The organism is Pseudarthrobacter sp. TE9888 (assembly GCF_056279345.1).
Genome location: NZ_JBWBRD010000003.1, coordinates 78,022 through 97,978 on the forward strand (window position 1 = coordinate 78,022; position 19,957 = coordinate 97,978).

Genomic DNA, 19,957 nt, shown 5'->3' on the forward strand with positions numbered 1-19,957 from the left:
GTGCGAACGGAGTTGGCTCCGAGGCTCTAGGTCCGAGGAAAGCAGTCATTGTCCTTGATCCCTCAACTGCCCGTAGAGGGTCTGTATATTGTGTTCCGCACCCACAGGCAAAACAACTTCACCGTCAAAAGCTTGATGGTGGCCGCGAACGGTGGCACGCCAGGTACCCGACAGCGTGGTGTCATCGTGCCAGGAGATTACAACGAAATCGTCGCCGTCACTGACCCATGGCGTTCCAGGCCGAAGCTGATCCAATTCGACGGTTATGTGCAGATTTTCACCGACGTTCTTCCACTTCAGTGGGTAGTGGGAGATTGTGGGCCTGATGCTGTTGAAATTGGGCCCGAAAAGTCCCAAATCGGGCCCAAAGGGGCTTCGTTTCTCTATCACGGGGGGAAAGAGCTTCCTAGGGGTAACATCGTCGGGGTCTTCGACGTCCACCCCGTAAGCGCCTTCGAGCACGAGGTCGAAGCGGACCGCTTCCAAGAAGGTGGACTGGCGATTTCCTAACTCGATCACAAGCCCCGGCAGTGCCGCCCCGGCGATTCTTCCGAGGTTCTCCTGCCATTCGGAGCGGATCTGCTGTTCCCATGCGAGGGCTTGCCGTCCGAATGCCTCCGGCGACAGCCTGGATGGGTCAAGCCCCTGCAGGGCATGGGAGTTCAGAGCTGCGAAAAGCGGGCTTCCGGGAGCGGCCCCTGAAGGAGGAGGTGATAGGTGTTTAGCTCTGGCTTTTTCAACCTCGCTGTCGATGAAGTGATTCAGCCGTTCTGGCGTCAGGTCCAAGCTGTGGGCTTCTCCCACCAGGGATACGGTGAGTTCCGGCGCGGGCAGGGCTTTTTTCCCTGCACGGGTCATGAGGTCGTCAATTTCAGGAGCTGTGGCTTTCCTTGTCTGCCCCTGCGCGCGGACGTAAATGTCTCCGCTTCCGAGGTTGACCTTGCTGCCCTGGAAGTCAGCGCGGCAAAGAAAGATAGGGTCACCGTCCTGGGGAGGGTCCACAAGGATGAAAAGAACCTCCTGACCAACGGAATCAGCTGGCGCCCGTTCGAGCTCCCATTGCGGGCCGCCCGGAAGCAGAAACTTGTTGATTTTCTGTTCTATATCGAGGATTTCAGTCCCTGCTGGGACGCCGGGCATACCGCCCTTCTCTGCCCCAATGACCATGACCGCATATCCGCCAAAGTGTCGTTCGGCGGTCGCTGGTAGTCGGTTAGCAGCGCCGAGTATGAACTTGGCTATCTTTGTGGTTTCTTCCTTTGATGAGAAATCCAGCTGCCGTTTGATCTCTAGGTAATGCTTCTCGGCAGTGTCGCCTCCCGCCACGATCTCCGCCAATAAAGCCTTGCGCTGGCGTTCTCCGTGTGGCGGCCTGCTGGTATCCAAGAGGCAATTCCTTTCCCGAGGCTGCGGTTGGGCCCGAAAGGTCTACAGCGGGCAATTCGATTCTCGCTCACGGAGGGATTCACGCCGCGCTTCGACAGGCACATCCTGCACCCAGCCCGCTCGTAAGGTCAGGGCCATTGTTCCGTCCGGGCTGTTCGCCCGCGTGCCACGCGACCGCTCTAAAGCCAACGGGGAGCTGATCTCTTGGCCGGAAGCCATGGAGATGTCATCCCTATGCTGGTCGGCCGAGCTGGTGACCAATGGTATGGCCGTTGGGAGGCGTTTGCCACCGGTGTCAGGTTGGGATTTAGGAGTTTCTCAAGCCATTGTCAGTTAATGAAGATCGGGTCCTGTTCTGACGGTCTTTTGGTTAGTACGTGACGTCAGGTTTGGGTGTAGGTATCGGTACATGTTTCGGTTGGTCTCCCTGAAGCCGTGTGCTTCCGCACCCGCCTTATTCGCCCCCTGCCATTTCTTGGAGGAGCGATGAAATTCGGTATGGGATGACTTCGGTTGTCGCTATCGAGGTGTTGCTACGTTGCACGCCTGGCGCTAACTGGATGCTCTGGGTGATCCTGTGCAAATCCACGGTATCGCGTGCAACTACTCTGAGCATAAGGTCGGCTTCCCCGGTCGTTGTGTGGGCTTCAACGACTTCTGGTATCGCAGTGATCTTGGCATAGACAGAGTCGATCGATTGCTGGGAAACCGATAGCGTGACGAAGGCGGTTAGCGGTCTTCCGAGGCTTGAGGGTGCGAGAGCAGCGCTGGCGGATCCGAGAGCTTCCTGTTGGAGCCGCTTAAGTCGAGCGTGAATCGTATTCCGTGAGAGTCCTAGCCGGTTACCGAGCTCGATGTACGAGGCGTCGGGAAAGCTATCTCGTGCCAGGAGTATGCGGGCGTCAATGGCATCAAGGCTATACATATGACAGACGATACATCGCCCCGGAGCATCTACGGCGTGCAAATGCATACCTGGAAATTTTTCGGTTGTGCATATGCTGGCGATTCTCTAAGTTTTCGCGGTATGAATACATCACAGATTGTTGACTTGCCACGCATCGATCTCCGAGGATTCACCTCTCCTGTGCAGTTCCTGCCTCGCCTGAGTGAGAAACTGGGAGTCGAAGTGTGGGCCAAGCGTGACGACTTGGGTTCAGTCGGCCTCGCAGGAAACAAGGTACGTAAGCTCGAGATGGAACTTGCGCATGCGAAAGCACTGGGCGCAACCCACATCGTTACCGAAGGATCCCGCCATTCCAATGCGACGCGAGCGGCGGCGGCGGCAGCAGCAGCGATTGGAATGACGTGCACGCTCGTGCTTTGCCACGATGAGCCGAAGGAGCCCGTGGGAAACATCCTCCTCGATGCACTGTTCGGAGCCAATCTTCGTCTGGTCGGTGACGTGTCCTGGGTCGAGCTTGCTCGAATGACTGAAGACGTCATCCGTGAACTGGAAGCAGCGGGTGAGCGGGTATACCGGCTTCCCATCGGTTCAGCTACCGGTCGGGGCGCCACAAGTTTCGCCCGGGCGTACATCGAGGCAGACCAACAAATGCAGGCGCAGGGTGCACGGTTCAACACCATCGTGCATGCCAGCTCCGCAGGGAGCACCCATGCCGGCCTCACTCTGGGGCGTGCGATCAGCCAGGCGACTACCCGCATCATTGGCGTGGTTGTTGCAGGCGAAGTGTATGACGATGTGCCGGCGAACTATCTCCGTCTCGCAAACGAAGCTGCAGCCCTCATCGCTCCCACCATCAGCATCAAGCCATCCGACCTGGAGCTGACCGAGGCCTATTTGGGAGAGGGTTACGGAAAGCCAGCTCCTGGCGTTACCGAAGCCATCGATCTCATGGCGCGACTCGAAGGAATCATTGTCGATCCCGTTTATACCGCAAAAGCGGTGGCAGCGATCATCGACATGGCCCGAAAAGCAACTATCGAAGGTCCGGTCCTCTTCTGGCACACCGGGGGTTACCACGCAATCTTCGACCCGAGCTACACCAAGAGCATCTGGTCAAGCCTTCCCCGTCTCAGAGAAATTCAACTCTGATCCCAAGTAGCCCGGGGTTACATCCCGGCGGCTGGCGTCTTTTAGAGTGCCGGTTCCTGTGGCAGCAAATTTTGATGACATAGGACCGCGCTTCCACCACCCCTTACTCGACCCTGGCCACCCGTGTCGCGAACGACCGCCATCTGATCACTTATCACCATCATTCAAAGGAGAATGGCAGCAAAATGAAAGACCAAGCGTCGAGCCTCCGCAGAGGTCTCACCGCCCGGCATATCCGGATGATCGCACTCGGTTCAGCTATCGGCACGGGACTGTTTTACGGTTCTGCGGGAGCGATCCAAGCCGCAGGCCCAGCTGTTCTGCTGGCGTATATGCTCGGCGGCGCCGTCGTGTTTATTGTCATGCGTGCCCTAGGGGAGATGGCCGTCCGTCATCCTGTTGCGGGATCGTTTGGGCAGTATGCATCGCGATACATGGGTCCTTTTGCCGGGTTCCTCACAGGCTGGACCTTCACGTTCGAAATGTTCGTTGTTGCCCTCGCCGACGTCACAGCGTTCGGCGTGTATATGGGATTCTGGTTCCCCGATGTCGAACGCTGGGTGTGGATTCTGGCAGTAATCCTCTTCATCACTGCCGCCAACCTCGTGAGCGTCAAAGTGTTCGGTGAGTTGGAGTTCTGGTTTGCGCTCATCAAAATCGTTGCCATTGTTGCGATGATCGTCGGAGGTATCGCGATTATCATCTTTGGTCTCGGCAATCAGTCCGGGAATGCAGCCGGCGTGCAAAACCTGGTCGACCACGGCGGATTCATGCCGAATGGGGTCTGGGGCATCCTGCTCTCCCTCACCATCGTCATATTCGCTTTCGGCGGCACGGAGGTTATTGGTATCACCGCTGGCGAGGCGCAGGACCCGAAGAAGGTGTTGCCCCGGGCGGTCAACTCCGTCCCCGTCCGAATCCTGCTCTTCTACGTGTTGGCCCTGGCCGTCATTATGTCGATCCAGCAGTGGAACACCATCGACGGCAAAACAAGCCCCTTCGTGTCCATCTTCCAGAACCTCGGTTTCGAGGGCGCCGCCCATGTCCTCAACGTCGTCGTCATTACGGCGGCGCTGTCGGCCATCAACGCAGACTTTTTCGCCGCAGGCCGAATGCTTCATGGTTTGGCCGAACAGGGACAGGCGCCCCGCACCTTCCTAAGAGCCACCAAGACGGGCGTTCCCTTCATGACAGTGCTCGCCATGACGGGTTCACTCTTTGTCGGTTTGCTCCTGAACATCTGGTTCCATGATCAGGTCTTCTTCCTCATCGCCGCCTTAGCAACTTTCGCCGTCGTTGTCGTGTGGCTCATGACCCTGATTTCTCACGCTCGGATGAAAAGAGAAATTAAGAACGACGGCTTGCTGCCCAGCGAATTCCCTGCGCCGTTGTGGCCGGTGGCCAACTACTTCGCAATGGGGATGATCGGTTTGGTCATCGTCCTCATTGGGATCGTCCCTGCTACCCGCCCGGCACTGATTGTTGGTGCGATCTGGGTCGTTATCCTCGTCCTGTGCTACGTCCTATTCGTGCGGGGCCAAGGGCGCGTCCGGATGGAGCTTGTCGATGAGACTTCACCGACTGCCGTTGTTTCGGATGGAGTGTTACTGAAGGGGCCCCATGGCGAGTCTTCCCTCAAGGCCTCCCGCTAGCGAGTTGGCTGGTAGCTCACTTTGCCAGCGGGAGGTTGCGTTTAGGCGGGATGGTCGTAGGCGCCAGTTCATCTTCGATCATGCGGGGGCGTGTGGAGATGACCGCCATGACCGTCATGGGCGGGACCAGAAGGGCAAGGAATAGCAGCGGCGGGATCCAGCTCCCTGAGATGTCGTGCAGAGCACCGACAAGGAAGGGCCCGGGTATGGCCAGGAGATACCCGGTTCCTTGGGCAAAGCCTGATAGGACCGATACCCCTGTTGCTGTCCGGCACCGGAAGGAAATGAGCGTCATGATTACTGGGAAATTCACGGTGCTAAGGGAGAGAAGTATGGCCCATGCCCAGGGAAGGGTTTCTGGGGCCAGCAATAGGCCAAGATAGCCGGCGAGCATGCCTGCGCCAGTGACTACCATGATCCCGATGGGGCGTTGGCGGCGGGCGGCCAACGCAGGAAAAATAAATGCCAAGGGGATGCCCACAGCCGTCGTCAGGCCGAGCAACAAGCCGCTGTTAACTGCAGAGATACCTGCCGCGGTGAAAATACTGGGCAGCCAACCAAAAATTGCGTAAGCATGCAGGGACTGTAGTCCCAGGAACACCGCCATGATCCAGCCCAGGCGCGTGCGGAACACCTCCCTTACTCCGTATCCAGCCCGACTGCTGGCCAACGGAACGTAAGCCGAGCTGCCTCGGGCAGGGCGATTCGAAAGAACACGGGTGACGAATGCCCAGGGAATGATCCCCACAGCCGCGGCGACTGCCCACAGACCGAGCCCGAAACGCCACCCTTCCTCGCTGCTGAAGTGACCGGCAACCGGCGCCGTCAGCACACCGGCAGCTGCGACCCCGAGCGTGAGGGATATTCCGTAGGCGGCGTTGAGCAACCCCAGCCGATGCGGGAAGTGATGTTTCACCAGTGTAGGGAGCAAGACATTGGCCGCGGCAATGCCGCTAAGGGCTCCCGCACTCGCGGCCACGAAGACGATGCCTGAGTCGGTCAGGGCGCGTACGCCCTGACCGACTGCCATGAAGAAAAGGCTGGCAACCACGGTTTTGTGCAGCCCGAATGCTTTGGCTGCCCATGGGGAGGCCAGACCAACGAGGGCAAAGCAAAGCAAAGGCAGGGTTGTCAGGGTGCTTGCCACAACGTCCGGAAGCTGCAGTCCAGCCCTGACAGCCCCCAGTTCGGGGCCGAGGGCAACGGCGCCTGGCCTCAGGTTGAACGCAGTTCCCAAGATCGCGGCCCCGAGAATTGCTGCTCCGACCCCCACTGGGACCTGATCCTTGGCGCGGCCACGTATGCGTACTGCGCCTGGTTCCTTAACCGCGGTTGCAGACTCTCCTGACTCTGCCATCTTTAGTTGTTCGTCGGGAAGCCCAGGTTGATTCCGCCATGGGAAGGATCCAGCCACCGCTGCGTGACGGCCTTGGCGCGTGTAAAGAACCGAACGCCTTCTTCGCCGTACGCGTGGGTGTCACCAAAGAGTGACGCCTTCCACCCACCGAAGGAGTGATAAGCCACCGGCACCGGGATGGGCACATTGATACCGACCATCCCGACCTCCACCTCCTGCTGGAAGCGGCGCGCAGCTCCACCATCGTTGGTGAAGATGGCAGTCCCATTGCCGTAGGGGTTTGAATTGATCAGCTCCAGACCTTCCTCGTACGTTTCTACACGCACGATGGAAAGAATGGGGCCAAAGACCTCGTCATCATAGACGGGCATCCCGGGGCGGACGCGGTCAAAGAGGGTGGGACCGAGCCAGAAGCCGTTTTCGGTGCTTTCACCATCCGGCGTTTGCTGAGCAACCGGATGCTCACGGCCGTCCACAGCCAGGTCAGCGCCCGCTGCGACTCCGGCCGGAATGTAAGAGATGACCTTGTCCCGGTGAGCGCCAGTGACCAGGGGGCCCATATCGGAAGTCGGAGAGCTTCCCGGTCCTACGGTGATGTCAGCCATGCGCTGCTGGATTTTCTTGCTGAGTTCATCGGCGACAGGTTCCACTGCCACGAGGGCCGAGATGGCCATGCATCGCTCACCCGCCGAACCGAAGCCGGCATTGATGGCGGCATCTGCGGCCAGGTCAAGATCGGCATCCGGCAGAACGAGCATGTGGTTTTTCGCTCCACCAAGGGCCTGAACCCGCTTGCCGTGACTTGTTCCGGTCTCGTAGACGTACTGGGCAATCGGGGTGGACCCCACGAAGGACACCGACTTGATCTCGGGGTGTTCCAGAAGCCTGTCCACGGCTACCTTGTCGCCGTGGACGACGTTGAATACGCCATCGGGCAACCCTGCCTTTTTCCACAGCTCAGCCATCAAGATGGCAGCCGAGGGATCCTTTTCGCTGGGCTTGAGCACTACGGTGTTGCCGGTCGCAATCGCGATGGGGAAGAACCACAGCGGAACCATCGCGGGAAAGTTAAAGGGTGAAATGATCGCTACAGGGCCAAGGGGCTGGCGAATCGAGTACACATCAATGCCCGTGGAGACCTGGTTGCTGTAGCCGCCCTTTAGGGCCTGGGGGATACCGCAGGCATATTCGACGACTTCGATGCCTCGGGCCACCTCCCCGAGGGCGTCCGAGTGAACTTTTCCGTGCTCCGAAACGATCAGGGCGGCCAACTCATCACGATGTGCTTCGAGGAGCTCCCGGAAGGCGAAAAGTATCCTCACCCGCCGGGAGATGGAAACATTCCGCCACCCCGCGAACGCGGTCACGGCCGACTGCACGGCGAGGTCAACGTCCGCAACGGACGCGAAGTCAACCTTTCCTGAGACCTGGCCGGTAGACGGGTCAGTAATGTCCCCTTGCCGCTCAGAGGTGCCTGACCAGGGCCGTCCGCCGATCCAGTGGGTGAGGTGCTTTGCCATTTCTGCGCTTCTTTCCTTGGAATTCGGGAGTTTTTCTAGCCTCCCTCCGTTGACATTGCTGATTGACGACAATCAGCAATACGGCTAGTGTAGGCGTAGACCAGCAGAAAGGGCTACCCCCTAATGAGCAAGATGTTGATTCAGCCAGTTGCCCAGCAATCGCTGGAAGGCCAGACGCTACACACTCTTCGGGAGTACATCCTTTCGGGGGCTTTGGCCCCGGGAACCCGCCTCACGGAAGTGGCGCTGGCCGCAAGCATCGGCGTCGCCAGAGCAACGTTGCGAACGGGGCTGACGCGGCTGGCGGATGAAGGACTTGTAGTCAAGACCCCCTACAGCGGGTGGCACGTGGCGGAACTGACAGCTGACGATGTACGGGAACTCTGGACCCTCCGTGGGGGGCTCGAGAGCGTGGCAGCGCGGATTGTCGCCGAGACGAGCGACCGGGCAGCTAAACAACTCATTACCGATGCCTATGACGAGTTGGTGGCAGCGTGCGAAAGCGGGGACGTGGACCGGATGAGCGAAAGTGACTTCAAGTTTCATGTCGCCGTCATTGAGTCCACTGGTCATTCCCGGTTGAAGCGTCATTACGCTCTCGTAGCTCAACAGGTGCGGCTTTACATCCGAACCAGCAACGCCAGCGTGGCCACAGGCCCGCAGGACATCCTTGACCAGCATGCGCCTATATACGAGTCGCTGATGTCAGGTAGCCCGGCCGAAGCGGCTCATCAGGCGTGGCTGCACAACGCCAGCGAGGGTCAGCGGCTTCTGGACTGGATGGCGACTCAGCACGCAGAACCGCCGACCGACGGCAGAAAGGTACCTTAATGCACCCCGCAAACGTAACGCTGGAGCAGCTTGGGCTCAGCACGGAGTCAGGCGGCCTGGCTGCGGACTACATCAGCATGGACGAGCACGAAGCTGTGCGCCACGTCCAAAAATTCTGGGGCCTGCACACCAAGGCCCGGCGGCTGGCGACAGAAAAGGACGACACTTTCGCTCTCGAAGACGAAGCGGGCGCGAAGTTTGTCCTCAAAGTCTCGAATCCGTCTGAGGATGAAAACGAGATTGATTTCGAAGTCAGCCTTCTCCAGCACGTCGCCGCAGATGGATCGGTCCCGGTGCCGGCACTGCTGCCGTCATGGGAGGGAGAAACCCTCGTAACCTTCGTGGACGACTCCGCCCAGTTGCGCCGAGCGCGCATCATGAACCTCGCGCCCGGAATTCCACTGGACTCTACTGGCTCCAGCCCGGAAGAGCGGGAGAAGGTCGGAGAAGTCCTGGCACGCCTGCGGGCCGCAACTGCGTCCTTCAGCCACCCCGCCGAACACCGGCTCCTGGTCTGGGATGTTCGGCACCTGGGCGCACTTCACCCGCTCCTGGACGAGGTACCCACTCTGTGGCAGAGGGACGTCCTGGAGGAAGGGCTTGGCCGGTTCGAAGGGATCGCCGGGCGGTTGGCGGGTCTGCGGAGCCAGGTCCTGCACAACGACTTCAGCAAATCAAACATTTTCGTTGAGCACGGCCACCCGGACTTTGTTCGCGCCATCATCGACTTCGGTGATGCCGTGCACACGGCCATCGCGGTCGATGTCTCCACTGCCCTTCTGAACCAGCTGCCCCGATATGCCCGGGACGACGCGGGGGGTGACATCTTTAGCGCCGGCAAGGATTTGCTTCGCGGCTATCTTCGCTACGCCGACCTCAATGATGAGGAATTAAGCCTCATCCCGCACCTGGTAATGGGGCGTGTGGTTTCCAGGGCCCTGATCACGATCCATCGTGCGGCTCTTTTCCCCTCAAACTCCGGTTACATCCTCCGGAACACCGAGCAGGGTTGGAACCAGCTCAAGTGGTTCCTCCAGAGATCTCCTGAAGAGGTCTCGCAATCACTCATGGGAAACGTCTAACCGACAATCAGTAAGGACCAGCATGACAACGTCACCAACCCGGCCGCGCGGCAAGATGAACAACTCGTTCAGTCCCGAAGGCCTCATGAGTCTGCCGCAGGATTCGCGTGAACTGGTTGAGCGCCGGGAACGACTGCTCGGCCCGGCGTACCGGCTTTTCTATAACGAGCCGGTGCATTTCAGCAGGGGCAAGGGTGCGCGGCTGTGGGACGCACACGGCACCGAATACCTCGACGCCTACAACAACGTAGTCTCGGTTGGTCACGCCAACCCGCGGGTCAACGCTGCTGTAGCGGAACAAATGGAAACGCTGTGCACTCACACCCGCTATTTGTCCGAAGGAGTCCTCAACTACGCGGAAAAGCTCCTTGGAACGATGGGCGGGCGTGGGCGCCACATGATGTTCACCTGCACCGGATCCGAGGCCAATGACCTGGCTCTGCGGATCGCGCAGCACCACACGGGTAACCGTGGGATCATTGTCACTTCCGAGGCTTATCACGGAAACTCCCATTTGACTGCAGGATTTTCTCCTTCTCTGGGCGAGTATTCGCCCCTGGGTGAATGGGTCCGCACTGTACCGACGCCCGATTCATACCGCATCTCCAAAGAGGACCTGGCCGACGCATTCGTCGAACATGTCCGCGAGCAGATCAAGGATCTCCAACGGCATGGTCAGGGGTTGGCTGCTTTCGTCGTAGATTCGCTCTTCACATCAGACGGAATCTATTCGCAGCCCACCAACTTCCTGGCAAGGGTTGCCGAGGTGGTGCACGAAGCCGGAGGACTGTTCGTCGCGGACGAAGTTCAGTGCGGTTTCGGCCGGACGGGAGAGGCAATGTGGGGCTACCAGCGCCATGGCTTCGAGCCGGACATCATCACCTTGGGCAAGCCCATGGGAAACGGCTACCCGGTGGCCGGCATCGCGGTGGACCACAACGTTGTCAGCACGTTCGGCTATGACATGCGCTATTTCAATACCTTCGGGGGCAACAACGTTGCGATGGCTGCTGCACAAGCGACCCTGGACGTTATCCAGGACGAAGGCCTCGTCGACAACAGCCTGCGTGTAGGCGAGATCATTCGGCAGGGCCTGGCAGATCTGCAGGAACGCTACGAGTGCATCGGTGATGTGCGCGGGTCCGGCCTGTATCTGGGAGCAGAAATTGTCAGCAATCGCGACACCAAGAACCCGGACGGGCCCACGGCCACCGCGATCGTTAATGGTCTGAGGGAGCGCAAGGTCCTGATTTCAGCAACGGGCGTGAACGCTAATGTGCTTAAAATCCGTCCCCCGCTGGTCTTTTCCAGTGACGATGCGGCCCGGCTGCTGTCGACGCTGGATGATGTGCTGGCCGATAGTTCCTCCGGACGCAGTACAAGGTGAGTTCGTCCGTCCTTTTCCTCAGGGATTCACCTTGGGGGACACGTGGCTCGGCGTTGCAGGGGACCCTGTGCTGGCCGTAGCCGATATAGCTGACCCGCTGGGTTATCAACCCATGGTTTGAGGGCTTCTCCGCCTGGAACGACCTTCCTAGGCGGAGAAGCCCTTTTGCTTGGGTCGGCGGATGCCCGCCGGGGTGGTATCTAGGAACGTCTGCAGCCGGGCGCCCTAGTCGCCTGGCTACCTGCGTAGTACTTCACCGATTCTGCGCCATCTGCCGGACGGAGAGGGTGGTGCTGACGAAAAAAGTCAGCACCGAGGCGAGGATGACCAGCAGGGCTGGTGTCCACGAGCCCGAGGCGTCGTGGACGAAGCCAACCAGCGGCGGGGCAACAGCGGCGAGGCAGTAGCCCAGGCCCTGAACGGTGGCGGACATCCGTCCCGCGGCGGCCTGGTTCCGGGCGAGCTTGATGACGGCGATGAAGATGAGGGTGATGCCGCCTCCCTGTGCGATCCCGCCGCATATGGACCACAGCCACCACAGCTGCGGCACCAGCAGCAGCCCGGCCGGAACGGCCATCCACAGAAGGCCCAGGGTGACTGCGACCGCCGTCGTGCTTTTGTATTTGGCGGCGAACGGCACGCCGAGCCCGCCGACGATGGCCAGGATCTGGAAGATCGATGACGCGGCTCCCGCCTCGGCGGCGGACATCGCCAGTTCGTCGTGCAGGTAGGTGGGAAGCCAGGCGGTGACGCCGTAGTAGGAGAAGGCCTGGCCGCCGAATCCCGCCGTCAGCCCGACGGTGGTCCAGCCGGAACCCGCCACCGGGGTCAGCTTGACCCCGGCGGCCTCCGCAGGACATGCGAGAAACGCGCTGCGCGGACCCACTGCCAGGGTCCAGGCCACGATGGCGGCAACGGCCAGGATGGCCACCGAAGCCAGGGCCGCCCGCCACCCTGCCCAGCCGGCCAGCGGCGCCATGGTGACCGAGGTCAGGAACGAGCCGATGTTCAGCGCGGCGGTGTAGATCCCCATGGCCGTGCCCTGCCGCCGCGGGGAGAAGTCGCGGCGGATGATCAGGGGCACCGCGATGTTTCCCACTGTGATGGCCGCGCCGATGAGCACCGTCCCGACGACTACCAGGGCAGGGCCACCGGCGGAGCGCACCAGGACCCCGGCAAGCACGCCGAGGATGGTGAGGGTCACCGCGAACTCCGCGCCGAATTTCCGGGCGGCCAGGGACGCCAGTGGTGAAGCCAGTGAGAAGCACAGCACGGGAATGCTGGTCAGCAGGCCAAGGAGCGCCGGGGAAAGAGACAGCTCGGCCTGCATGGGGCCCACCACGGGTGCCACGGCCACGAACGGGCCGCGCAGGTTCAGCGCCAGCAGGCCGATGCAGGCGAGCAGGATCCAGCTGCCGGGAATTCGGGAAAGTATCCGCCCACTCACGGGGCAACAGACAGGAACTGGAAAGGCTTCATCATTTCACTGCTTTCACGGGCCCTGCCAAAGGGCTCCCTGGCTGCTGGCGGCAGGCGCCCTCGTTCACCGGCGACCTGACAGCGGCCAGCGGACACTACGAAGGACCGAAGCTATTAGGACTGAACGGAGGCTTCTAAGCTCCGTCAAAAAGCCGATAAATCATGCCCGTCTCGGCGCCTTCAATCGATCTGACGTAAGCATTGGCTACCTGCTTAGCAGTTACGGGCTCGACTCCCGGAAACATGTGGCCGGCCTTGCCGGCAGATTCCGCAAGCAGCGTGGGACTCACGGCATTTATCCGCAGTGGAGGCAGCTCCAGAGCTGCGGCGCGCACGAATGCCTCCACCGCTCCGTTTGCCGCTGCAGCCGCAGAGGCAGTGACCACCGGGTATGTAGCAAGGACGCCTGTGATGAGCGTGAAAGAGCCTCTGCCATTTACGTACGACAGCCCCCTCCTGACCAGCTCAATCTGTCCCAAGGCCTTGTCGCCGAGGCTGGAGCGGTAGTCGCTGTAGGAAAGGGAACTGATGGTTCCGTACTTAACGTGTCCTCCCGCGCAGGCAACCGCATCCACGGGGCCGACGCCGTCGAACAGCCGCTCTATGGATTCTGCATCGGTAATGTCCACGGGGTGGCCGTGATCCTTTCGGCTTGCGCCCACCACCTCATGGCCGCGCCCCTCCAGCGTCGCCTTAACGGTGGACCCGATTGTTCCCTTGTCCCCAATGAGAAGAACCTTCATCGGACCCCACCCTCCGGCAGAACTGACGGCTGCAGTGAGCCGCTGCCTCCACGGGGCAGGCTCCGCGATCGCATGTCGGTGGTGACAAACGCCTTCGCGGAAGTTCCGCTCTGAGAACGAACGGTTGCCAGCTGCTGGCCGACATTACCGATTTGGGACATGCCCAGGCTCCTTTCTTCGGCGCTGCGGACGAGTTACAGCGCGTAGGGGACGGACTTTCTAACCCACGATAGAGGCGAAATCAAACCAGCAAATATTTTTAGGTGTGACCCTTGACATACCGTCGGCTTCAGTCCTAACTTAGATCCACAGACGCTTTTTGTCAAACAATCGACAATCAGCAATCAGGGATTCAACGGCTCATGGCTCTCATGCAGCGACCTGATTTTGGAGGAAGAATGGCAATGACCAAACCGACCAAATATTCCCTAGCTGCCATTGCTGTGGTAGTTATCGCACTGCTCGGCGGCTATTTCGGCGCCGGACTTCGAGGCCAGCAGGCCTCGGCCACGGGCACCTCGCAGGGTGCCTGGATCGACACGATTAAGAAAAACGGGGAGCTGCGCGTCGGTGTTGCAACGTCGCCACCGATGACAGTGGAAAAGGACGGCCAGCTCGGTGGCCCGAACCTGATTCCGCTGCAGCGCCTCGCCGATGAGCTCGGCGTAAAACTCACGACCGTGCCCTCCTCATGGGGCAACATCGTTTCCGGTCTCCAGGCGAACCGTTACGACGTGGCAGCTAATCTGAACTCGACCCTGCAGAGGGCAGTGGCCATCCAGTTCAGCCGCACCGTCTACGACTACCCCGCCGTATTCCTGGTACCGGCCAACTCGCCGTTCAAGACGGCCGAGGATGTGCTCGCGGCGAAGCAGCCTGTTGCAAGCCCGGCAGGCACCGCAGAAGGGGCAGCGGCGAAGAAAGCCGGCGCCGATGTCCTGGAAGTTCCCGACTGGACCAACGCCTTCCAGTCACTGCAGGCTGGCCGTGTCACCTCGATTTTCGCCGACCTTGCCACGGCAGAGGTTCAGGCCCAGCAGGACAAGGGGTACAAGATCATTGTTCCTGAGCACCCCATCTACCAGGGTGCCGCAGCATACGGGCTCCCGGCCAACATCGACGCCCGTTCCAAGGATCTGGTTGACCTCGCGATCTACAACGCCCAGATCAGCGGCGACCTGGATCGGGCATACGAGCAAGTCAACTACGTGACGGTCGACAAACTCGGCGAGCTCAAGAAGTAATGGAGTAGTCGTGAACAACTACAACTTCGACTGGGCGCTGGTTTGGGGGGCGTTGCCTGACCTAATGATGGGCCTGGCGACCACCATTCAGCTGGCGATCCTCACCATCGTCCTGGCGATGATCCTGGCCATCCCGCTCGCACTGGCTCGAATGGCCAAGATCGAAATCATAAGATGGGTCGCCCAGGGCTACATCGAGATTTTCCGGTGTACTCCGATGCTGGTTCAGCTGTTCTGGATTTTCTACGCTCTTCCGGCGCTGACGGGAATCACGATCCCCGGATTCTGGTCGGCTTTGATTGCACTTACTGCCAACCTGACGGCCTTCATGGCCGAAGCCTACCGCAGTGGTTTCCAATCAGTCCCCGTGGAGCAGGTCGAAGCCGGCCAAATGCTTCGACTGAACCGCATGCAGCAGCTCCGGTACATCATTGTTCCGCAGGCCCTGCGCCAGCAGACACCGGTGATCCTGTCCCTGAACATCTCGATGTTCAAAGACACCGCTCTAGTTTCCACCATCGCAGTGGCTGATCTGATGTTCCGTTCCAATGTGATAGCGACGCAGTCCTACAAAGCGCTTGAAGTGTTCACGACGGCGGCAGTCATTTACTTCGTGATCGCCTTCCCCGTTTCCTTGATCACCAGCCACATCGAACGCCGGTCCCTGCAACCACCGAAGCCAAAGCCCTTCAAGCGGGCCGCTTCGCCCGCTACCCCACTCGTCCCGGAAGGAGTCCGCTGATGACTGCCACGGCAGGACAACAAACCACGGCCAACGTTTGCGAGGCCGAGGCAGCTGGCCAGGACCACCTGGTCTCGGCCAGGGGACTGCGCAAAACCTTCCACGAGAACAAGGTGCTCGACAACGTCGACTTCGATGTGGACTCCGGGGAGGTCGTGACCATCATCGGGCGAAGCGGTTCCGGCAAATCCACGCTGCTTCGCGTCATTGCCGGCCTTACGGAGCCTGATGACGGCGATGTCTGCCTCAACGGGCGGCTCGTACGCCGAAATGGAGAGCGGACCGACGAATGGAATGCCGGAGCGTCCCTGGTTGGCATGGTGTTTCAGAGTTACACGCTCTGGCCGCACATGAATGTCTTTGACAACCTCACCCTCGCACCCCGCAAGGTTCTCCATATGTCGAAATCCGAAGCTTCAGACCGTGCCGCAGTGGCACTCAAAGAAGTCGGCATGGAGGAATTCATCAAGGCCAACGTGAGTCAGCTCTCAGGCGGCCAGCGCCAGCGCGTCGCCATTGCCCGGGCCCTCATGATGCGCCCACGACTGATCCTTTGTGACGAGATCACCTCGGCGCTCGACCCACCGGTTGCCGCGGAAGTTCTCGGCGTCCTGACCCGGCTGAAAAACGAAGAAGGCCTGGCCATCTGCCTCGTCACGCATGACATGGCCTTCGCGGCCAAAGCAGCCGACCGCGTCGTCTTCTTCTCCGAAGGCGTGATCAAGGTCAACGCCAACCCCCATGAAGCCTTCGAAGAATGCGGTAACGCCGAACTGAAGTCCTTCGTGGATGCCGTGCGCTTCGGATAAGCCAGCAAAACCCACAAGCCATCAATTCAAACCAACCAGTCCCAGACGGTTCAACAAAAGGAAAAACACACATGACCACCACGACCAAGCTGCGAGGCATGCTCGTTGCGCTCGTCACCCCCTTCACCCCCGACGCATCTGAAGTCGACTACGAAGCACTGACTACCCACATCAACAACCTCATCGAGGCCGGCGTCCACGGCCTCGTCCCTAACGGAAGCACCGGCGAGTTCACCGCCCTGACCTTCGACGAGCGCCTCGCCGTCGTTGAAGCCTGCGTGAAGGCAGCCGACGGCCGGGTGCCGGTAATCGCCGGAACCGGGGCACTGACCACCAAGGAAACCCTCGAGTACAGCAAGCACGCGGCCGAGGTGGGCGCCGCTGGTGTAATGATCGTCCCCCCGTTCTACGACTCGGTGAACGTTGACGAGCTTCGCGGCCTGCTGCAGGAAGTTCACGAAGTGAGCGGCCTGCCGATCATGTACTACAACATCCCTTCTGCAAGCGGACTTACCCTCACCGCCCAGGAACTGGCGGACCTTTCCGAGGTCCCCGGCGTCGAATACATCAAGGACACGTCCGGGAACGCCGATGCTCTGACCGAGCTCCTGGTCAAGCATTCCGACCGCATCACCACCTTCAACGGTTGGGACACGCTGACCTTCGTCGGCATCGCCAGTGGTGCCAAGGGTTCCGTCTGGGGCGCCATCAACATCTTCCCGGAACTCGCTGTGGAGCTGTGGAACGCCATCGCTGAGCGCAAGGACCTGGATGAAGGCAGGGCCATCTGGGCCAAGCTGTGGCCGATCGTCGATTACATCGACAACTTCAACTACGCGGCCGGAATCAAGGCCGGAATGAACCTGGTCGGCCGTCCGGCCGGTCCTGTCCGGGCGCCGTTCAAGCCCCTGGGTGACAACGACCTCAAGCCGCTTGCAGAGCTGCTCGAGCAGGCAGGCCTGCCGGTCGTCTAGTCCGGCAGCATCGAGCGACTGCAAGTCCCGTCGCGGTGGTCCTGGTTGGTGGAGAATATAAACCAAACAGGACCGCCGCATCGCTCAAACAACATACGGTTACTCGGCGGGAATGCCGATGACCAATGCAGGCAAGGGGACTGATTATATGAATGAGCCATCACAGGTAGCCGAAGGGACGAAGCTTTACGGCCTCATCCCGGTAACAACATCAACGAGAAGCGATGAAGCAACGCGAACCATCAGACATGCGTTGCTGACCGGCCAGCTCGTACCCGGGCAAAGGGTCAAAGAAATCGACCTGGCGGCAGTTCTGAACGTCAGCCGGCAAACCGCACGTGAGGCCATGGGCGAGCTCATCCACGAAGGCACCCTCGTTCGCGAGCCCTACAAGGGTGTCCGGGTAGCCGAGATTACGCCGCAGGACGTTATGGATGTATCTGAAATCCGGCTGTCTCTGGAAACCCTCGCCGCCCTACGAATTGCTTCTCAACCCGACCGCGCAGGCCTGCAAAGGCTAAAGGAAGCTCTCGAGGTGCACCTGGCAGCGCTGGATAGCGGTGACGTCGTCTCCGCCGACCTCACCCACCTGGATTTTCACCGAACTATGTATGAAGCGGCAGGAAATCCGCTGCTGATAAAAATTTGGCCTCTGGTGGCAGCCAGGATCCAGATGGCGATAACCCTGGATCAGTCCGTTCGGCAGGACCCCGAGCGTGACCGTGAACTCCACCAACGCCTATACGACACCATTGCTGCAGGTGACCCGGAAGCAATCAGCGCAGAGGTTAGGTACCACGTGCAGGATGCGGCCAAAGAGATTGCCCCAACGATGGACAGGCGGAAGGCATCCGGCCATCCGCCTGGCCATCCCATGTAACACGTCACCCCCAAGAGACGGAGGACTCAGTGAAAGGTTCCCGCAGGTACGAGGACTACAGGATCGGTTGTAAAGAGTGGTCCGGCCTAGTGGGACTGCAGGTCATGGTGTGCCGCCCCGGCAGAGAGACGCTATGGGGGGTTCTGGACGCAGCAACTGACGACTCAACGATCGCTTGGGTGTCGACCACAGAATACGGCCGCGTCTTGATCGACAAGTCCTTGGATGACGAAGTCCGCCTCGACGAAAGGGACCACTGGATGATTCTGGCATCGGGGCTCCTTCCAGAATGGACCAGGGTTCTTTAGGAGATAGTGCGGGCAAACCGCACGCGCGCTTTACTGCCGCCCCTTCCGATGCTCGTCCTGACGGTGAATCACGTAGACTCTTTGGAGCTTCGCCCGAAAGGATCGCTATGAAAATTGATCGACTAGTGATCCCTGGATCTAAAAGCATCACCAATCGAGCGTTACTTCTGGCTGCTGCGGCCGAAGGGACCTCAATCCTGGCAAAGCCGCTGAAGAGCGCCGACACACTGGCCTTTAGAGCGGCTGTTGAGACACTCGGCGCCAGGATCTCAACGGACGGTGACGACTGGGTCATTCACGGCCTTGGCCAAGCGCCGGAGACTGACGCAAATATCTGGTGCGAAGACGCCGGCACCGTTGCCCGCTTCCTGCCTCCCTTCGTGGCCGCCGGGCATGGCACATTCACCATCGACGGAACCGATCAGCTGCGCCGGCGCCCGCTTCAACCTGTCATCGACGGAATTCGGCACCTTGGAGCTCAAGTCACCGCAGACCACCTGCCACTCACGATAGAGGCCAACGGCCTCGCAGGCAGTGAATACGAAATCGAGGCCCATCAGAGTAGCCAGTTCGCTTCCGGGCTGATCATGGCATCGCCCTACGCGCACCAGGGATTGCGGATCCGGATCCCCAACCCCGTCAGCCAGCCCTACCTCACAATGACCCTCCACATGATGCGGGACTTCGGCATTGAAACCGTTACGAACGGAGACACTGTTGCCATCCCGCCCGGACGCTACGCAGCCCGCCGATACGAAATAGAACCCGACGCATCAACCGCATCCTATTTTGCCGCAGCTTCCGCGGTTTCAGGACGACGCTTCGAGTTCCTGGGCCTTGGGACTGAAAGCCTCCAGGGCGACACCTCGTTCTTCAACGTGCTCGGGCAACTGGGCGCCGCAGTTGAGTGGACAGCAAACTCGGTCACCATTGCAGGGCCGGAAAAGCTGCGCGGCAACCTCGAAATCGATATGGGCGAAATTTCCGACACCTTCATGACACTGGCTGCCATTGCCCCGCTGGCCGACGGACCCATCACCATAACCAACATCGGGCATGCGCGGCTTAAGGAGTCCGACCGTATCGCGGCTATGGACACCAACCTTCAGCTGCTGGGCGTACGAACTGAGGTCGGGAAGAACTGGATGCGGATCCATCCTTCAACCCCACACGCTGGAAGCATAAACTGCCACCGCGACCACAGAATTGCCATGGCGTTCTCGATCCTGGGGCTTCGCGTCGAGGGTATTTCCTTGGATGATCCACAATGTGTTGGGAAGACATTTCCAGGATTCTTCGACTACCTGGGAAACCTGTTCCCTGAAAAGAAGCCCCTGCTCCCGAAGGTCACACTTTAAATTCCCTGCTGGCCATAGGCCTAGTTCTCCAACGGCCCCGCCCGTATTGCTGCACATCCAGCAGAGAAATCAACAGTTCAGCGCTCCCGACTCTATGTGCCCTGAATGCCTCTTCAATGACATTGCTGTCCCCGCTTCTCAGGGCAAGG

The 19,957-nt window shown here is 60.0% G+C and carries 17 protein-coding genes; 11 read left to right on the forward strand and 6 right to left on the reverse strand.

Annotation, left to right across the window (positions count from 1 at the left end; genetic code table 11):
- Positions 1-45: 45 nt before the first annotated feature.
- Both ACZ9J7_RS20860 and ACZ9J7_RS20865 read right to left on the reverse strand, forming a co-directional pair.
- Entirely contained in the window at positions 46-1,386 is a 1,341-nt protein-coding gene (locus tag ACZ9J7_RS20860; protein ID WP_476211991.1) for a hypothetical protein, read from the reverse strand.
- Between the two features lie 454 nt (positions 1,387-1,840).
- The gene (locus tag ACZ9J7_RS20865) at positions 1,841-2,359 is read right to left on the reverse strand and encodes an Lrp/AsnC family transcriptional regulator (protein WP_476211992.1); all 519 of its coding nucleotides are present in this window, start codon (positions 2,357-2,359) and stop codon (positions 1,841-1,843) included.
- Here ACZ9J7_RS20865 and ACZ9J7_RS20870 point away from each other — a divergent pair.
- Both ACZ9J7_RS20870 and ACZ9J7_RS20875 read left to right on the forward strand, forming a co-directional pair.
- Positions 2,312-3,442 (forward strand): 1-aminocyclopropane-1-carboxylate deaminase/D-cysteine desulfhydrase, encoded by a 1,131-nt coding sequence (locus ACZ9J7_RS20870; protein ID WP_476211993.1) that lies wholly within the window; start codon positions 2,312-2,314, stop codon positions 3,440-3,442. The genes ACZ9J7_RS20865 and ACZ9J7_RS20870 overlap by 48 nt on opposite strands.
- 185 nt (positions 3,443-3,627) lie before the next feature.
- Complete coding sequence (locus tag ACZ9J7_RS20875) at positions 3,628-5,094, forward strand: amino acid permease (RefSeq protein ID WP_476211994.1); 1,467 nt, start codon at positions 3,628-3,630, stop codon at positions 5,092-5,094.
- 16 nt (positions 5,095-5,110) lie between these two features.
- Here ACZ9J7_RS20875 and ACZ9J7_RS20880 read toward each other — a convergent pair whose 3' ends face one another.
- Positions 5,111-6,451: an MFS transporter gene (locus tag ACZ9J7_RS20880; RefSeq protein ID WP_476211995.1), complete on the reverse strand. Its 1,341-nt coding sequence runs from the start codon at positions 6,449-6,451 to the stop codon at positions 5,111-5,113.
- 2 nt (positions 6,452-6,453) lie between these two features.
- A complete protein-coding gene (locus ACZ9J7_RS20885; RefSeq protein WP_476212011.1) occupies positions 6,454-7,971 on the reverse strand; it encodes a CoA-acylating methylmalonate-semialdehyde dehydrogenase in 1,518 nt (505 codons plus the stop codon).
- Positions 7,972-8,094: 123 nt separating this feature from the next.
- Between ACZ9J7_RS20885 and ACZ9J7_RS20890 the strand changes: the two genes are divergently transcribed.
- The 3 genes from ACZ9J7_RS20890 to ACZ9J7_RS20900 are packed head-to-tail and all read left to right on the forward strand — an operon-like array spanning position 8,095 to position 11,271.
- Positions 8,095-8,802: a GntR family transcriptional regulator gene (locus ACZ9J7_RS20890; RefSeq protein WP_476211996.1), complete on the forward strand. Its 708-nt coding sequence runs from the start codon at positions 8,095-8,097 to the stop codon at positions 8,800-8,802.
- Positions 8,802-9,884, forward strand: a complete 1,083-nt coding sequence (locus ACZ9J7_RS20895; protein ID WP_476211997.1) for a phosphotransferase enzyme family protein — start codon at positions 8,802-8,804, stop codon at positions 9,882-9,884. Before ACZ9J7_RS20890 ends, ACZ9J7_RS20895 begins: the two co-directional genes overlap by 1 nt.
- 22 nt (positions 9,885-9,906) lie before the next feature.
- Positions 9,907-11,271 (forward strand): aspartate aminotransferase family protein, encoded by a 1,365-nt coding sequence (locus tag ACZ9J7_RS20900; protein ID WP_476211998.1) that lies wholly within the window; start codon positions 9,907-9,909, stop codon positions 11,269-11,271.
- 253 nt (positions 11,272-11,524) lie between these two features.
- Here the strand turns inward: ACZ9J7_RS20900 and ACZ9J7_RS20905 are convergent, their stop codons facing one another.
- Together ACZ9J7_RS20905 and ACZ9J7_RS20910 are read right to left on the reverse strand one after the other, a co-directional pair.
- Entirely contained in the window at positions 11,525-12,718 is a 1,194-nt protein-coding gene (locus ACZ9J7_RS20905) for an MFS transporter (protein WP_476211999.1), read from the reverse strand.
- 166 nt (positions 12,719-12,884) lie between these two features.
- The gene (locus tag ACZ9J7_RS20910; protein ID WP_476212000.1) at positions 12,885-13,493 is read right to left on the reverse strand and encodes a short chain dehydrogenase; all 609 of its coding nucleotides are present in this window, start codon (positions 13,491-13,493) and stop codon (positions 12,885-12,887) included.
- Positions 13,494-13,897: 404 nt separating this feature from the next.
- Here ACZ9J7_RS20910 and ACZ9J7_RS20915 point away from each other — a divergent pair, with 404 nt between their 5' ends.
- The 6 genes from ACZ9J7_RS20915 to aroA all read left to right on the forward strand — a co-directional run bounded on the left by ACZ9J7_RS20915 (position 13,898) and on the right by aroA (position 19,808).
- A complete protein-coding gene (locus ACZ9J7_RS20915; protein ID WP_476212001.1) occupies positions 13,898-14,737 on the forward strand; it encodes a substrate-binding periplasmic protein in 840 nt (279 codons plus the stop codon).
- A 10-nt stretch (positions 14,738-14,747) separates the two neighbouring features.
- Complete coding sequence (locus ACZ9J7_RS20920; protein WP_476212002.1) at positions 14,748-15,479, forward strand: amino acid ABC transporter permease; 732 nt, start codon at positions 14,748-14,750, stop codon at positions 15,477-15,479.
- On the forward strand, positions 15,479-16,288 hold the full coding sequence (locus ACZ9J7_RS20925; protein ID WP_476212003.1) for an amino acid ABC transporter ATP-binding protein: 810 nt from the start codon (positions 15,479-15,481) through the stop codon (positions 16,286-16,288). The genes ACZ9J7_RS20920 and ACZ9J7_RS20925 overlap by 1 nt, the downstream gene beginning before the upstream one ends.
- Positions 16,289-16,359: 71 nt before the next feature.
- A complete protein-coding gene (locus tag ACZ9J7_RS20930; RefSeq protein WP_476212004.1) occupies positions 16,360-17,262 on the forward strand; it encodes a dihydrodipicolinate synthase family protein in 903 nt (300 codons plus the stop codon).
- Between the two features lie 118 nt (positions 17,263-17,380).
- A complete protein-coding gene (locus ACZ9J7_RS20935) occupies positions 17,381-18,142 on the forward strand; it encodes a GntR family transcriptional regulator (RefSeq protein WP_476212005.1) in 762 nt (253 codons plus the stop codon).
- Between the two features lie 415 nt (positions 18,143-18,557).
- A complete protein-coding gene (gene aroA, locus ACZ9J7_RS20940; RefSeq protein ID WP_476212006.1) occupies positions 18,558-19,808 on the forward strand; it encodes a 3-phosphoshikimate 1-carboxyvinyltransferase in 1,251 nt (416 codons plus the stop codon).
- Positions 19,809-19,957: the final 149 nt, after the last annotated feature.

Excerpts from the sequence above, each read along its gene's own strand:
- ACZ9J7_RS20930 (WP_476212004.1), top strand. The coding sequence starts at position 16,360 with ATGACCACCACGACCAAGCTGCGAGGCATGCTCGTTGCGCTCGTCACC.
- ACZ9J7_RS20890 (WP_476211996.1), top strand. The coding sequence starts at position 8,095 with ATGAGCAAGATGTTGATTCAGCCAGTTGCCCAGCAATCGCTGGAAGGC.
- ACZ9J7_RS20865 (WP_476211992.1), bottom strand. The coding sequence starts at position 2,359 with ATGCATTTGCACGCCGTAGATGCTCCGGGGCGATGTATCGTCTGTCAT.
- ACZ9J7_RS20875 (WP_476211994.1), top strand. The coding sequence starts at position 3,628 with ATGAAAGACCAAGCGTCGAGCCTCCGCAGAGGTCTCACCGCCCGGCAT.
- ACZ9J7_RS20895 (WP_476211997.1), top strand. The coding sequence starts at position 8,802 with ATGCACCCCGCAAACGTAACGCTGGAGCAGCTTGGGCTCAGCACGGAG.
- ACZ9J7_RS20900 (WP_476211998.1), top strand. The coding sequence starts at position 9,907 with ATGACAACGTCACCAACCCGGCCGCGCGGCAAGATGAACAACTCGTTC.
- ACZ9J7_RS20885 (WP_476212011.1), bottom strand. The coding sequence starts at position 7,971 with ATGGCAAAGCACCTCACCCACTGGATCGGCGGACGGCCCTGGTCAGGC.
- ACZ9J7_RS20910 (WP_476212000.1), bottom strand. The coding sequence starts at position 13,493 with ATGAAGGTTCTTCTCATTGGGGACAAGGGAACAATCGGGTCCACCGTT.
- ACZ9J7_RS20870 (WP_476211993.1), top strand. The coding sequence starts at position 2,312 with ATGACAGACGATACATCGCCCCGGAGCATCTACGGCGTGCAAATGCAT.
- ACZ9J7_RS20880 (WP_476211995.1), bottom strand. The coding sequence starts at position 6,451 with ATGGCAGAGTCAGGAGAGTCTGCAACCGCGGTTAAGGAACCAGGCGCA.
- ACZ9J7_RS20935 (WP_476212005.1), top strand. The coding sequence starts at position 17,381 with ATGACCAATGCAGGCAAGGGGACTGATTATATGAATGAGCCATCACAG.
- aroA (WP_476212006.1), top strand. The coding sequence starts at position 18,558 with ATGAAAATTGATCGACTAGTGATCCCTGGATCTAAAAGCATCACCAAT.
- ACZ9J7_RS20915 (WP_476212001.1), top strand. The coding sequence starts at position 13,898 with ATGACCAAACCGACCAAATATTCCCTAGCTGCCATTGCTGTGGTAGTT.
- ACZ9J7_RS20925 (WP_476212003.1), top strand. The coding sequence starts at position 15,479 with ATGACTGCCACGGCAGGACAACAAACCACGGCCAACGTTTGCGAGGCC.